We start from the raw sequence: 13,566 nt of genomic DNA, 5'->3' as shown, positions 1-13,566 counted from the left end.
CTATGTTTTCAGACGGCCTTTGTGGGACAGGGATTCAATGCTATAGTAATGAACATTAAAAATACAAAATTTACGGGGATAACATGAAACACATTTTGATTGATTTTGAAAACGTTCAACCTGAAGCCGAGCAGCTTAACGGATTGGACGAGAGTTGCCATATTTGGCTGTTTTTGGGGAAATTGCAGCAGAAAACCTTATCGGTAGAGCTTTGCGAAGTCTTGTGCCGTTTTGGGAAAAACGTTCATTTCGTGCGTGTGGCCAAAACAGGTAAAAACGCGCTGGATTTTTATCTGGCCTATTATTTGGGCAAAATCACCGAGCAGGACAATGAAGCCTTGATTTGTATTTTGTCACGCGACGGCGGATTTGATGTGTTGGTCGAGCATTTGGAAGATGTCGGCCATTGCAAGGGCATTGTACGCTTGGCGGTGTTGGAAGATGCACGTAAAAATGAGGCCGAATTGTTGGAAAAGGATTTGGAGGCAGAAAGGCCGTCTGAAAAAGTTGGATCTGAGAAAAAAGAAGAAAAAGAACCACATAAAGAAAATGTTTTTATTTCTAATTGTGCGCGTGTAATTTTAAGAGACTTGATAAATCCTACATCGCATAAACCAACCGTGCTAACTAATTTTGAAACGCGTTTAAAAGGTTTGCTCAAAACTGAATTACAGCCCTTTGCAATCAAACAGCGTCAAGAAATTATTGGGTTGGTCGTTGCAAAATTGAAAGAAAAAGGTTTTATCAGGCAGATTCAAGGGACATTTAATCTTGAGTATGCGGTATCCAGCCAAGAAATTCTGGACAGGTTTGTAACGAGATTAATTGCTTCCAAGGCCAAGACCTTGGAGAGTGCAAAAAATGTATTGTGTTCTCAAGCCCAAAATTTATGTTTGGATATGGATGACACACTTGCAGCTGATATTCTTGCATATTGCGGACGTGAGCAAATTTTGCGCATTAAAAACAGTAAAATTGAATATGCTCCTTTTGTTGTAGATGAGGGTGATGACAGGGATGTTATTGTCAGCAAAGAAGAAGACATAAAAATCATGCAGGCAGTAACGGCGTTTTTTAATAAATGTGCAAAAAACAAACCGTCAACCCAAAAAGCCCTCAGCAATTCCTTCAAATCCGCTTTGAAATTAAGCGATAAGCAAATCGAAAAACTGATTCAGGTTTTGATTGATAAAAAGAAATTTACCGTTAGTGATACAGGTAAAGTTACCTATAAAAAATAAAGGCCGTCTGAATGCCCAAGCTCCACCAAATCATCGAACAGCATTGGCAACGTCCCAAGCCGTGGCTCACTCTGCTGCTGAAGCCGTTTTCCTGCGTGTTTGCACGGATCGCGGCCAAGCGTCGGCGTGATTTTTTGTCGGGCCGTCTGAAAAGTGGGAAGCTGCCTGTGCCGGTGGTCGTTGTGGGCAATATCCATGCGGGCGGAGCGGGCAAAACGCCGGTTGTGTCCGCACTGGTGTCGGGGCTGCAAAAGCGCGGTGTGAACGTGGGCATCATCAGCCGCGGTTATGGACGTGCGCAAAAGGGCGTGCATGTGTTGAACGCGGCCAGTACCGCTGCCCAGGCGGGCGACGAGCCTTTGCTGCTTTATCGCCAAACGGGTGCGCCTACGGCAGTCGGCAGCAGTCGGGTCGAAGCAGGGCGGGCTTTGCTGGCGGCTTATCCCGAAGTGCAGGTCATTGTGGCCGACGACGGTCTGCAGCATTATGCGTTGCAGCGCGATGTGGAAATTGCGGTGTTCCCGTCGGCAGACACGGCGCGGAACGATTTGGATTTGCTGCCCAACGGCGGCTTGCGCGAGCCTTTGTCGCGCTTGGGTTCGGTGGATGCGGTGGTGGTCAGCGGCGGCGGTAATCCGGCGTTCAGGCCGTCTGAAAATATGTTTTCCAGCCGTGTCGAAACCGGAGCGATTTACCGTTTGAACCGGCCGTCTGAAAAACTGGATTCAGGCCGTCTGAAAAACCGCCGTGCCGCCGCTGCGGCAGGAATCGCCAAGCCGGAGCGTTTTTTTGATTCCTTGCGCGGCTTGGGTATCGAATTGCATGAAACCGCAGCATTGCCCGACCATGCCGACATCACGCCGCAGGATTTGCCGCAGGCGGATTTTGTGTTCGTTACGGAAAAAGACGCGGTGAAACTTTCAGACGGCCTCGGTTCGGATGCTTTAAATCATGTGTGGGTGCTGCCCATTTGTGCGATAATCGAACCTGATTTGGCGGAATTTGTATCGGGCCGTCTGAAAATTTAATGTCCGTATTGAAGGAGAATGACGATGAAAAATTATCAATTTGCCGGTATGGCGTTGCTTGCCGCGGCTGCTTTGGGCGGCTGTTCTTCCATCGCCGAATCCCCGAAAGCCGGGGCGGATGTTTCTTCCGACCGTCAGGCGCCGAGCCGTGCCTCTTTGGAGCAGTTGTTCGACTTGCAGAATTTCGACAAAACGCTGGACGATGCCTTCCGCCAAATGCCGCAGGCTGCGTTGGCGCAGAGTGTCAATACGGCGCAGGGCATACCCGAAGACCGCCGTCAGGCCGTCAATCAGGTTTTGCAGAAGTATATGAATATCATCAGTCAGGAATTCAATACGCCCGAATTGCGCGGCGAATTGCGCCGTGTATCGCTTGAGGGCGCGGCGAAAGTATATACGCAGCGCGAAGTCGATGCGCTGATCCGTTTTTACCAAACGCCGGAAGGCCGTTCGGTGATGGAGAAAATGCCGCAGTATATGGAGGCCATTACCGTGCCGATGGTGCAGGTGATGGCACCGAAAACGGAATCCGTGATGAAAAAACACGGGCCGCAGATGACGCGTGAAATCAATCAGGCAATATGCGGCAAAGACCGGTGCGCCAAAGCAGGCCGCACGAAAAAATAACCGAAAGAAAGCAAAAACATGGAAAAAAAATTCTTAGACATCTTGGTCTGCCCCGTTACCAAAGGCAAACTCGAATATCATCAGGACAAGCAGGAATTGTGGAGCCGCCAAGCGAAACTGGCTTATCCGATTCGAGACGGCATTCCCTACATGCTGCAAACGGAAGCGCGTGAACTGACCGAAGAGGAATTGCACGCATGACCGAATTTGTGGTGTTGATTCCGGCGCGTTTGTTGTCTTCGCGTCTGCCGGGCAAGGCTTTGGCCGATATTCACGGCAAGCCTATGGTGGTGCGCGTGGCGGAGCAGGCCGCCAAAAGCCGCGCCGCGCGCGTGGTGGTGGCGACCGACCATGCCGATATTCAGACGGCCTGCGAAGCGCACGGCGTAGAGGTGGTGATGACCGCCGATACGCACGAAAGCGGCAGCACCCGTCTGGCCGAAGCGGTGAAAATCCTGAAGCTGCCGCAGCATCTGATTGTGGTCAACGTGCAGGGCGACGAGCCGCTGATTGACCCCGAACTCATCAACCGCACGGCGGAAGTGCTGGTGGAAAACAATGTGCAGATGGCGACCGCTGCCCACCAAATCCGCGATTTTGACGAATTTATGAATCCGAACGCGGTGAAAGTGGTGCTGGATAAAAACCGCAATGCGCTTTATTTCAGCCGTTCGCCGATGCCGTATCCGCGCGATGTGATGCTCCAAGGTGAGCAGAGCGTGCCCGAAACCGCGCTGCGCCACATCGGGATTTATGCCTACCGCGCCGGCTTCCTGCAACGCTACGCCGAAATGAGCGTATCGCCGCTGGAAACCGCCGAATCGTTGGAACAACTGCGCGTGTTGTGGCACGGTTTCCCGATTGCCGTGGAAATCACGGAAAATGCCCCGGCCGCAGGCGTGGATACGCCCGAAGATTTGGCACGTGTGCTGCAAGTTTTTGGAGCTTGATTTTCCGATAAAAAATGCGGCATCAGGCCGTCTGAAAACCTGTCGGCCTTTTCAGACGGCCTGTAAAGTATTATGATAAGACATGTAAAATTGTTAACACAAACAGAGGACACACCATGAAAGTATTACTGTTGGGCGCGCCCGGCGCGGGCAAAGGCACGCAGGCGCAATTCATTACCGCCGCTTTCGGCATTCCGCAAATCTCTACCGGCGACATGTTGCGCGCGGCGATTAAGGCCGGTACGCCGCTGGGCTTGGAGGCCAAGAAAATCATCGACGAAGGCGGTTTGGTGCGCGACGACATCATTATCGGCATGGTCAAAGAGCGCATCGCCCAAGACGACTGCAAAGACGGTTTCCTGTTCGACGGCTTTCCGCGCACGCTGGCACAGGCCGAAGCAATGGTGGAAGCTGGCGTGGATTTGGACGCGGTTGTCGAAATCGACGTACCCGACAGCGTGATTGTCGACCGAATGAGCGGCCGCCGCGTGCATCTGCCGTCAGGCCGTACCTACCACGTTACCTATAATCCGCCCAAAGTGGACGGCAAAGACGACGTTACCGGCGAAGATTTAATTCAGCGCGACGACGACAAAGAAGAAACCGTGAAAAAACGCCTTGACGTTTATCACGAGCAGACTGAAGTGCTGGTCGGCTTTTACAGCAAACTCGAAGGCGAACACGCGCCGAAATACATCAAGGTTGACGGTACGCAAGCCGTCGAAGCCGTGAAAGCGGAAGTCTTGGCCGCGTTGGGCAAATAAGTTTGTCTGTTTGATGGTTTGAAATCATGAGGCCGTCTGAAAAAATATTTTCAGACGGCCTGTTTGTTTGGAAAAACTGTTAAAATCGGGCATAACGATTGCGGCCCGAATGGACGGGCCGTCTGAAAATCTTACAGGAATCCCCATGAATCCCTTCATTACCGATTTCCAAAATACGCAGCAGCGCACCCCCGTGATTGTGGCTTTGGATTTTGCCGACGAAAAATCCACGCTGAACTTCGTGCGCACGCTTGACCCTGGTCTGTGCCAACTTAAAATCGGCAAGGAGCTGTTTACCGCGACGGGGCGTTCTTTGGCCGAAAACCTGATTAATCAGGGCTTCAAGCTGTTTCTCGATTTGAAATACCACGACATTCCCAACACCGTCGCCCAAGCCTGTCGCGTAGCGGCCGATATGGGCGTGTGGATGGTCGATATGCACACTTCGGGCGGCCGTCGCATGATGGAAGCCGCAGCCGAAGCCGTGGCCAACCATGCGCACAAGCCGCTGCTCATCGGCGTTACCGTGCTGACCAGCATGGAACAAAGCGACATGGCGGAAATCGGCCTCGACATCGAGCCGGAACAGCAGGTTTTGCGTTTGGCGAAACTCGCCCAAAGTTCGGGCTTGGACGGCGTAGTCTGCTCACCCTTGGAAGCCGCGCCGCTGCGCCGCGAATTGGGCGGAGATTTCGTGCTGGTGACCCCCGGTATCCGCTTGGACGTGGCCGGCAACAAAGACGACCAACGCCGCATCATGACCCCGTCTGAAGCGTTGGCGGCCGGTTCGACTTATCTGGTGATGGGGCGGCCGGTTACGCAAGCCGCCGATCCGATTGCGGTATTACGCGAAGTGAACCGCGCGGCGAATCCGGCGGAATGATTTTCAGACGGCCTTAAGGGATGGATTGAAAATCCAACAAAGCTGTTGAATTTAATAGATTGTTGGGTCTTTACCCAACCTATAAATTCAGGCCGTCTGAAAATATCATTGCCAAACAAAAAACGGATGGCCGTCATGAATCCGGCGGCAGGCTTAAAGGCAGCAATGATTCGTCTGAAAATGCCTGCCGCGGGTTACGGGGCGGTTTTTTGAGCTTTGAGCACGGTTTTGCCGTTTCCGTCGAGCCATTCCATCTGTGTGCCGCTGATGCGGTAGGTGCGGGCTTGGCCGACGGCTGCGCCGAGTCGGGCGTCGGTGTCCGTCAGCTGTTCGTCGAGGCAGGCCATCAGGGTGCTGGCGGCGTCGGAAAAGGTCAGGCGGCCGCTGCTGGTGCGGTATTGGCCGACCAGATTGTTGCAGCCGCCGGAGGTAATGAAGCGGCCGTCGGCGCGCAGTTCGAGTTTGACCTGCGGGGGCAGGGCGGCGGTGTCGGCTTCCTGTACCTGCCATGTGCCGACGAGGTTTTCGGGCGGCGTGGCGGCGCAGGCGGCAAGGAGGAGGACGGACAGGAGGGTAGGGGCTTTCATGGTTTTTCCTTTCGGTTGTCGGGTTGGTGCAAACGTTTCGGACGCTTCGGGCGTTTTTCGTTTTCTTTGCTCCCCGAATACGGGGATGGCGGAAATGGATGCCCGAATTGCGGTGCTGATGTTGGTAGGATGGGCTGTAAATCCGCCGCTTTTTAGACGGCATCGGCTACGGTCTGGGGGTTGAGCCAGTGCATCGGCGTTTTCAGACGGCCTTGAACCGGCAACTGTATTTTTAACCCCGTCGGGCAGGAATATCAAACAGGTAAATCCTTGAAAACGCTTCTATTATACCGCTGTCGCAGCGTAAATCCATTTTCAGCCAAGCGGCCGGGTTGAAAACCCGACAAAACCGTTGAATTTAATAGATTGTTGGGTCTTGACCCAACCTACGGGGTTGCCGAAATTTCACCGGCCGTCTGAAAACCTAAAACCGTAGGGTAGGCACTTGCTGCCCACGTAATCTTTGGATTTACGGCAGCCGATGGTTTTTAAAGTATTTTGGTGGGCATGAATGCCCACCCTACCGCTTCTGTGTGAGTTTTTTATAAGTTAGGCTTGACTGGGAAGATAGTATCTACAAATTCAGGCCGTCTGAAAATATGATTGCTAAACGAAAAGTGAAAGCCTGTCATCAATTCGGCAGCAGGCTTGAAGGCGGGGTTGGGTTGAAAGCCCGATAAAGCCTTTGAATTTATAAAAGAATACGCATACCAGAGTGAACGCGAAAACCGGTTCACGCAATCAAAAAGCATACTTAAATCAGGAATTCAATATGATAAAAAAATTCCAAGCGGCAGATTTACAGCAGCGTTTTGCCCAAGCGCGTGTGTTGGTGGTGGGCGATGTGATGCTCGACCGTTATTGGTTCGGTGACGTATCGCGCATTTCGCCGGAAGCCCCCGTGCCCGTGGCGAAAATCAACCAAATCGACCAACGCGCGGGCGGTGCGGCCAATGTGGCGCGCAACATTGCGTCTTTGGGCGGTAAGGCAGGGCTGTTGTCGGTAACGGGCAATGACGAAGCAGCCGATGCGCTCGACGCGCTGATGCGGCAGGACGGTGTGGAATCCTATCTGATGCGCGACGCTCAAATCGCCACTACGGTCAAACTGCGCGTAGTGGCGCGCAACCAGCAGCTTATCCGCTTGGATTTCGAAGAAAATCCGCATCATGAAGTGTTGGAACAGGTAAAAACGCGTTATCAGGAAGTATTGCCCGATTACGATGCGGTGATTTTTTCCGATTACGGCAAAGGGGGGCTGACCCACATTGCCGACATGATTGACTGGGCGAAGCAGGCCGGCAAAGCCGTGTTGATTGACCCGAAGGGCGACGATTACGAAAAATACGCCGGTGCGACGCTGATTACGCCCAACCGCAGCGAGTTGAAGGAAGTGGTCGGTAGTTGGAAAAACGAAGACGACCTGACCGAAAAAGCGCAAAACCTGCGCCGCCATTTGGAATTGACTGCCATTTTGCTGACGCGCAGCGAAGAGGGCATGACGCTGTTCAACGACGGCGAAGCGGTGTACCAGCCGACGCGTGCGCAGGAAGTGTACGACGTTTCCGGCGCGGGCGATACCGTGATTGCCGGTATGGGCTTGGCCATGGCCGCCGGTTTTACCATGCCCGAAGCCATGCACTTGGCCAATACCGCCGCCGGCGTGGTGGTGGCCAAGCTGGGCACGGCGGTGTGTTCGTTCAAAGAATTGGAAAACGCGCTGGCAGAACAGTAAGCGTTTGAGTATTTATTTTTCAGACGGCCTGATAGGGCAGGCCGTCTGAAAAAGTTAAACACGGGTAGGGTGGGCACTTGTTGCCCACATTGTTCGGCAGGTTCAGTGGGTAGGTTGGGTTGCCAACCCAACATTTTGATTCATGACCGACACAGTATCAGGTATGTTGAATGTGTTGGGTTTATAACCCAATCTACTCTTGCCGGCAGAACAGCAAACCGTCGGATATTTCATTTTCAGACGGCCTGAACCGAAGGCCGTCTGAAAACAATCAAACAAAGGAAATCTTATGACCATCATCGTAACCGGCGCGGCCGGCTTTATCGGCAGCAACATCGTCAAGGCGTTGAACCAGCGCGGCATCACCGACATCGTGGCGGTGGACAATCTCACGCGAGGCGAGAAATTCAAGAATCTGGCCGAATGCGAAATCAGCCATTATCTCGACAAACACGAATTCATCCGCCAGGTGCGCGAACATGCGCTGCCTTACGACGACATCGAAGCGGTATTCCACGAAGGCGCGTGTTCCAACACGATGGAACACAACGGCCTGTATATGATGGACAACAACTACCAATACACGCTCGATTTGCTCGACTGGTGTCAGGACGAGCGCATTCCGCTGCTTTATGCCTCCAGCGCGGCGGTGTACGGCAAGGGCGAGGTTTTCCGCGAAGAGCGCGAATTGGAAAAACCGCTCAATGTGTACGGCTATTCCAAATTCCTGTTCGACCAAGTATTGCGCCGCCGCATGGAAGAGGGGCTGACCGCGCAGGTGGTCGGTTTCCGCTATTTCAATGTTTACGGCCAAATGGAGCAGCACAAAGGCCGCATGGCTTCGGTGGCGTTCCACCATTTCAACCAATACCGTGAAAACGGTTATGTGAACCTGTTCGGCGCGAACGAGGGCTACGGCAACGGCGAGCAGACGCGCGATTTCGTCAGCGTGGAAGACGTGGCGAAAGTGAACCTGTTTTTCTTCGACAATCCGCAGTTGTCGGGCATTTTCAATCTCGGCACAGGCCGCAGCCAGCAGTTTAACGATCTGGCCGCAGCGACCGTGAATGCCTGCCGCGCGGCGGAGGGTAAGCCGGAAATGAGTTTGGAAGAATTGGTGAAGGAAGAACTGATCCGCTATATTCCGTTCCCCGACGCGCTCAAAGGCAAATATCAGAGCTTTACCCAAGCCGATATGACCAAACTGCGCGAAGCGGGCTACACAGGGGAATTCTACGACGTGAAAGAGGGCGTGAGCCGCTATGTGAAGTGGATGCTGGAGAATTTGGTTTAAGCCGAATCAAGGCTTGGCAGGCCGTCTGAAAAACTTTCAGACGGCCTGTTTTCCATTTGTAGCGTTATTTAATGCGTTCAATCCAATCATGATTTACAACTTTTGACATTTGTGATTTAATTTCTGCTGACCGAAACAGGGGTGCTGCGCCATGCGCGGCTGAGAATTACCCTTACACCCGATCAGGATAATACCTGCGTGGGGAGTTTCAGCGAGTTTTTATTTTTCAGACGGCCTTACTCGATGAGTGAGGCCGTCTGAAACCACCAAACGCCGCTCCTGTTTCGTTTTATTCCGATAAACGAGAAACAGGAGCACTTTTTATGGCACTCAAATCCGACGGCAATGAAGCCGCCCAACTCGACCGGCTTTCCCATGATTTGGGCATTCAGTTTGCCTATCCGAATTCCGACAAAGTTTACCTGACCGGCAGCCGTGCCGACATCCGCGTACCGTTGCGCGAAATCCGCCAAGACGACACGCTGACCGACCGCGGCCGCGAGCCGAACCCGCCGATTCCGGTGTACGACACCAGCGGCGCCTACGGCGATCCCACCGCAAACATCGATTTGAAACAGGGCTTGCCGCACATCCGCAGCGCGTGGCTGGACGAGCGCGGCGACACGGAAATTTTAAGCGGCCTGTCGAGCGAATACGGCAAAGAGCGTGCACACGATCCGAAAACCGCCCATCTGCGTTTCAACCAAATCACGCAGCCGCGCCGTGCCAAAGCGGGGAAAAACGTAACCCAGATGCACTACGCGCGCCAAGGCATCATCACGCCCGAGATGGAGTTTGTCGCCATCCGCGAGCGCATGAAGATGGACGAGCTTTTCAGACGGCCTGAATACGCCAAACTCATCAAGCAGCACGCAGGCGAACCGTTCGGCGCAAACCTGCCGACCCACCCCGATCAAATCACGCCTGAATTCGTGCGCCAAGAAATCGCTGCCGGCCGCGCCATCATTCCGGCCAACATCAACCATCCCGAACTCGAACCGATGATTATCGGCCGCAATTTCCGCGTGAAAATCAACGGCAATCTGGGCAATTCGGCGGTAACGTCCAGCCTCACCGAAGAAGTGGAAAAAATGGTGTGGGCGTTGCGCTGGGGTGCGGACACCATCATGGATTTGTCCACCGGTGCGCACATCCACGAAACACGCGAATGGATTATCCGCAACGCGCCCGTACCCATCGGCACCGTACCGATTTATCAGGCTTTGGAAAAAACGGGCGGCATCGCCGAAGATTTAACGTGGGAACTGTTCCGCGACACGCTCATCGAGCAGGCCGAGCAGGGCGTGGACTATTTCACGATACATGCGGGCGTGCTGCTGCGCTATGTGCCGCTGACCGCCGAGCGGCTGACCGGCATTGTATCGCGTGGCGGTTCGATTATGGCGAAGTGGTGTTTGGCACATCACAAAGAAAACTTCCTGTACACGCATTTCGACGAAATCTGCGAAATCATGAAGGCTTATGACGTGTCGTTCAGTTTGGGCGACGGCTTGCGCCCGGGCTGTATCGCCGATTCCAACGACGCGGCACAGTTCGGCGAGCTGCATACGTTGGGCGAACTCACTGCTAAGGCGTGGGAGCATGATGTGCAGGTAATGATCGAAGGCCCCGGCCATGTGCCGCTGCAAAGGGTGAAGCAAAACATGACCGAAGAATTGCAGCATTGTTTTGAAGCACCGTTTTATACCTTGGGGCCACTCGTTACCGACATCGCGCCGGCCTACGACCACATTACTTCAGGCATCGGCGCGGCCAATATCGGCTGGTACGGCACGGCCATGCTGTGTTACGTAACCCCTAAGGAGCATTTGGGTTTGCCCGACAAAGAAGACGTGCGCACCGGCATCATCACCTACAAACTCGCCGCCCACGCCGCCGATTTGGCCAAAGGCTGGCCGGGTGCGCAAGTGCGCGACAATGCCTTGAGTAAGGCGCGCTTCGAATTCCGCTGGCGCGACCAGTTCCGCTTAAGCCTCGACCCCGAACGCGCTGAAAGCTATCACGACGCAACCCTGCCGGCCGAAGGTGCGAAAATCGCGCATTTCTGCTCGATGTGCGGGCCGAAATTCTGCTCGATGAAAATCACGCAGGAAGTGCGCGACTACGCCGCCGCGCAACAGGGTATACAGGAAAAAGCGGTAGAGTTTTTGAAGAAAGGGGCGGAAATATACAGTTGAGTTTGACCGCAGGATAGTGAAAAAACAGGTTACTTAATTTTTAAGTAACCTGTTTTTTTTAAGGAAGGTCGGTTATAAAGGCCGGGGTTGCAGCAATGTTTCCTGACTGCTGAACCGTTCGCCCAACAGTTGCGAACCATAGGCGTTCAGATGGTCGTAATCGCTGTACACGGGCAGGCCGTTATGTTTGAAGTCTTTGGGCAGATAGGGCGTGGTATCGACCCATGTTGCTTCAGGATAGTTTTGCAGCAGTTTTTGAATCTGAATATTGGCTTGCTCGGATTGTTCCGCCGCTTCATACCGTTTGGGGTGGACATAATCAATATCAATGCCTTTCTGAGCCAGATGATATTTGCGCAGGATATTGTATGGAGCCAGCGGATTATCTCGGAAAACATAGACTTTTTTGCCTTCGGCCAATAAGGTTTGTATTGTTTTCTCAAATTTAGGCAAGAAATCGGCTTTCGGAATTTGCAAAGACCATCTTTGCGCAAAAATTACGGTGTCGTAGTGGCGGTAATTTTCTTCGATATGGCGGTTAATTGGATTGCACCATGCAGAGCTGCGTTCCGTTTCGGAAAGGGTAAAACCGAATGCCACGGCGCATGAGTTTCCGCTGATGACATCGGCAGCCCAGCCTTCTTTTTTACCGACGATGTCTAAGAATTTATAATATTGTCCGGCATGGGAATCTCCTGCAAAAAGGATATTGACAGGTTTGGATTTCTCTCCCACGCTGCATTCCCCGTTTTTAACCGTATCTTGGCAAACAACCCCGCTACCGGTCAGCAAGCGCATTTCCTGAGAAGGTGCTTTGTTCACATAAATAATGGCGGCATAGAGTGGCAGCGCCAAGCCGAAATAGACGGCCAGCGTTGCCCACATCTGTTTATTGGAAAAATGCTTGATTTTTCTACACGGAGTTTCTATCCAAACATATGAAATCCATGCCAATACAAACATGGCTAATGTGGCGGCAAGATAAACGGTATATGGTAACTCGTTATCCATATAAACATAGCGGATAAGAGCCAAAATAACCCAGTGCCATAAATATAGCGAATAGGAAATCAAGCCGATCATGACCATCGGTTTGGCACTTAAAAATCGGAATACCCAATCGGATTTATCCAAAGTCCGGTAATGTCCGAATAAAATCATCAGTCCGACGCAGGTACAGGCGATTAATTTTTCAATATAGCCGTTTCCCCATAAGGTATCGTGGGGAATAAACATCAAACCGATGATGGTGGCCAATAACAGCCATGAAACCCATTTATTGCTTTCTTTCGGTGTGATAAAAGCAAAGAGTGCACCGATTAACAGTTCATAAGCGCGTACATACGGCAAAAAATAACGGTCTAGGCCAAAGCTCGGCAGAAAATAGGTTGCCAAGCTGATTAAGATTAAACCTGATAGTAACAGCTTGATTTTGGAATGATAAAACTTAAAGAAAAAAAGTAAGATGACAGGAAAGACGAAATAAAACTGTTCTTCAACGGAAAGAGACCACATATGCAGTAACGGTTTTTCGGTTGAAGCACTGTCAAAATAGCCGCCTTTTCGGGCAAAAAACAAATTGGCTGCCGAGAATAGGGAAGCAATGGCAGATTTTAAATATTGCAGGGTATCGTTCGGCAGGAATAAATAGACAGCGACAGGTGTCGCTACAGCCAATACAAAGATAAAAGCCGGCAGAATACGCTTGATTCTTCTTTTATAAAAATCATAAAAAGAAAACGAGCCTTTTTTCATTTGCTGGTAAATGATGGACGTAATCAGATAACCGGATAAGACAAAAAAGATATCTACGCCCAAAAAACCGCCCGGCAACCAGTTTGGATTCAGATGGAAAATAATAACTGCCAGAACCGCAATGGCTCTCAGGCCGTCAATGTCGGCCCTGTAATTTAGAATATTCATAAATTTATTTTTAGTAATATTTCAGTAATTAATTATCTATAAATTTTTTCGTTTGAAAAAATTCTGTATGTTCATACTGGTGTAACCGGATAGATGCAGCACAAAATATCCGTGGAGCTTCGGATAGAAAGCGGTTTCCCAACTTAAAGCCGTAAATGGATTGTAAATTATCGATTTAGTTCCCTATGATAAAAGAATTTACAGTGGTTCGATTAGGATCGTTCAGAATGATTCTCTAAGGTGAGGCATAAGAAAAGAGTATTGGCTGTTTGGCTCAGATGTAAAACAGGCCGCCTGAAATTTCAGACGGCCTGTTATTTGAATATGAAGATTTTG

At 51.6% G+C, this 13,566-nt stretch carries 12 protein-coding genes and 1 riboswitch; of the genes, 10 read left to right on the top strand and 2 right to left on the bottom strand.

Features of this window, described 5'->3' with window-relative positions; genetic code table 11:
* Positions 1-83 precede the first annotated feature (83 nt).
* From ACM67E_RS08305 to pyrF, 7 genes are all read left to right on the top strand, one after another.
* Positions 84-1,241: a PIN domain-containing protein gene (locus ACM67E_RS08305; RefSeq protein WP_416190989.1), complete on the top strand. Its 1,158-nt coding sequence runs from the start codon at positions 84-86 to the stop codon at positions 1,239-1,241.
* Positions 1,242-1,252: 11 nt separating this feature from the next.
* A complete protein-coding gene (gene lpxK / locus ACM67E_RS08300) occupies positions 1,253-2,269 on the top strand; it encodes a tetraacyldisaccharide 4'-kinase (protein WP_416190988.1) in 1,017 nt (338 codons plus the stop codon).
* Positions 2,270-2,293: 24 nt separating this feature from the next.
* On the top strand, positions 2,294-2,896 hold the full coding sequence (locus tag ACM67E_RS08295) for a DUF2059 domain-containing protein (protein WP_416190987.1): 603 nt from the start codon (positions 2,294-2,296) through the stop codon (positions 2,894-2,896).
* Between the two features lie 18 nt (positions 2,897-2,914).
* Positions 2,915-3,097 (top strand): Trm112 family protein, encoded by a 183-nt coding sequence (locus ACM67E_RS08290; RefSeq protein WP_416190986.1) that lies wholly within the window; start codon positions 2,915-2,917, stop codon positions 3,095-3,097.
* Positions 3,094-3,846, top strand: coding sequence for a 3-deoxy-manno-octulosonate cytidylyltransferase (gene kdsB / locus ACM67E_RS08285; protein ID WP_416190985.1), 753 nt, complete (start codon positions 3,094-3,096; stop codon positions 3,844-3,846). The genes ACM67E_RS08290 and kdsB overlap by 4 nt, the downstream gene beginning before the upstream one ends.
* Positions 3,847-3,962: 116 nt before the next feature.
* Positions 3,963-4,610: an adenylate kinase gene (adk, locus tag ACM67E_RS08280; RefSeq protein WP_416190984.1), complete on the top strand. Its 648-nt coding sequence runs from the start codon at positions 3,963-3,965 to the stop codon at positions 4,608-4,610.
* Positions 4,611-4,755: 145 nt separating this feature from the next.
* Positions 4,756-5,493 carry an orotidine-5'-phosphate decarboxylase gene (gene pyrF / locus ACM67E_RS08275; RefSeq protein ID WP_416190983.1) on the top strand — a complete coding sequence of 246 codons (738 nt, stop codon included), beginning with the start codon at positions 4,756-4,758 and terminating at the stop codon, positions 5,491-5,493.
* A gap of 194 nt (positions 5,494-5,687) precedes the next feature.
* On the opposite strand, the gene ACM67E_RS08270 is transcribed toward pyrF, so the two are convergent.
* Positions 5,688-6,080 (bottom strand): META domain-containing protein, encoded by a 393-nt coding sequence (locus ACM67E_RS08270; RefSeq protein WP_416190982.1) that lies wholly within the window; start codon positions 6,078-6,080, stop codon positions 5,688-5,690.
* Positions 6,081-6,852: 772 nt separating this feature from the next.
* On the opposite strand from ACM67E_RS08270, the gene rfaE1 reads away from it, so the two are divergent.
* The 3 genes from rfaE1 to thiC all read left to right on the top strand — a co-directional run bounded on the left by rfaE1 (position 6,853) and on the right by thiC (position 11,307).
* On the top strand, positions 6,853-7,815 hold the full coding sequence (gene rfaE1 / locus ACM67E_RS08265) for a D-glycero-beta-D-manno-heptose-7-phosphate kinase (protein WP_416190981.1): 963 nt from the start codon (positions 6,853-6,855) through the stop codon (positions 7,813-7,815).
* A gap of 289 nt (positions 7,816-8,104) precedes the next feature.
* Positions 8,105-9,109, top strand: a complete 1,005-nt coding sequence (gene rfaD / locus ACM67E_RS08260) for an ADP-glyceromanno-heptose 6-epimerase (protein WP_416190980.1) — start codon at positions 8,105-8,107, stop codon at positions 9,107-9,109.
* A 127-nt stretch (positions 9,110-9,236) separates the two neighbouring features.
* Positions 9,237-9,331: riboswitch (TPP riboswitch) on the top strand.
* 101 nt (positions 9,332-9,432) lie between these two features.
* Positions 9,433-11,307, top strand: a complete 1,875-nt coding sequence (gene thiC, locus ACM67E_RS08255) for a phosphomethylpyrimidine synthase ThiC (RefSeq protein ID WP_416190979.1) — start codon at positions 9,433-9,435, stop codon at positions 11,305-11,307.
* Positions 11,308-11,379: 72 nt separating this feature from the next.
* On the opposite strand, the gene ACM67E_RS08250 is transcribed toward thiC, so the two are convergent.
* On the bottom strand, positions 11,380-13,230 hold the full coding sequence (locus ACM67E_RS08250) for an acyltransferase family protein (protein WP_416190978.1): 1,851 nt from the start codon (positions 13,228-13,230) through the stop codon (positions 11,380-11,382).
* Between the last annotated feature and the right edge of the window lie 336 nt (positions 13,231-13,566).

The organism is Neisseria sp. CCUG12390 (genome assembly GCF_047837985.1).
In the GTDB taxonomy this organism is placed as follows: domain Bacteria; phylum Pseudomonadota; class Gammaproteobacteria; order Burkholderiales; family Neisseriaceae; genus Neisseria.
This window is presented reverse-complemented; position numbering and strand designations above follow the sequence as displayed.

Excerpts from the sequence above, each read along its gene's own strand:
- ACM67E_RS08250 (WP_416190978.1), bottom strand. The coding sequence starts at position 13,230 with ATGAATATTCTAAATTACAGGGCCGACATTGACGGCCTGAGAGCCATT.
- ACM67E_RS08270 (WP_416190982.1), bottom strand. The coding sequence starts at position 6,080 with ATGAAAGCCCCTACCCTCCTGTCCGTCCTCCTCCTTGCCGCCTGCGCC.
- rfaD (WP_416190980.1), top strand. The coding sequence starts at position 8,105 with ATGACCATCATCGTAACCGGCGCGGCCGGCTTTATCGGCAGCAACATC.
- ACM67E_RS08305 (WP_416190989.1), top strand. The coding sequence starts at position 84 with ATGAAACACATTTTGATTGATTTTGAAAACGTTCAACCTGAAGCCGAG.
- lpxK (WP_416190988.1), top strand. The coding sequence starts at position 1,253 with ATGCCCAAGCTCCACCAAATCATCGAACAGCATTGGCAACGTCCCAAG.
- ACM67E_RS08290 (WP_416190986.1), top strand. The coding sequence starts at position 2,915 with ATGGAAAAAAAATTCTTAGACATCTTGGTCTGCCCCGTTACCAAAGGC.
- ACM67E_RS08295 (WP_416190987.1), top strand. The coding sequence starts at position 2,294 with ATGAAAAATTATCAATTTGCCGGTATGGCGTTGCTTGCCGCGGCTGCT.
- pyrF (WP_416190983.1), top strand. The coding sequence starts at position 4,756 with ATGAATCCCTTCATTACCGATTTCCAAAATACGCAGCAGCGCACCCCC.
- thiC (WP_416190979.1), top strand. The coding sequence starts at position 9,433 with ATGGCACTCAAATCCGACGGCAATGAAGCCGCCCAACTCGACCGGCTT.
- rfaE1 (WP_416190981.1), top strand. The coding sequence starts at position 6,853 with ATGATAAAAAAATTCCAAGCGGCAGATTTACAGCAGCGTTTTGCCCAA.
- adk (WP_416190984.1), top strand. The coding sequence starts at position 3,963 with ATGAAAGTATTACTGTTGGGCGCGCCCGGCGCGGGCAAAGGCACGCAG.
- kdsB (WP_416190985.1), top strand. The coding sequence starts at position 3,094 with ATGACCGAATTTGTGGTGTTGATTCCGGCGCGTTTGTTGTCTTCGCGT.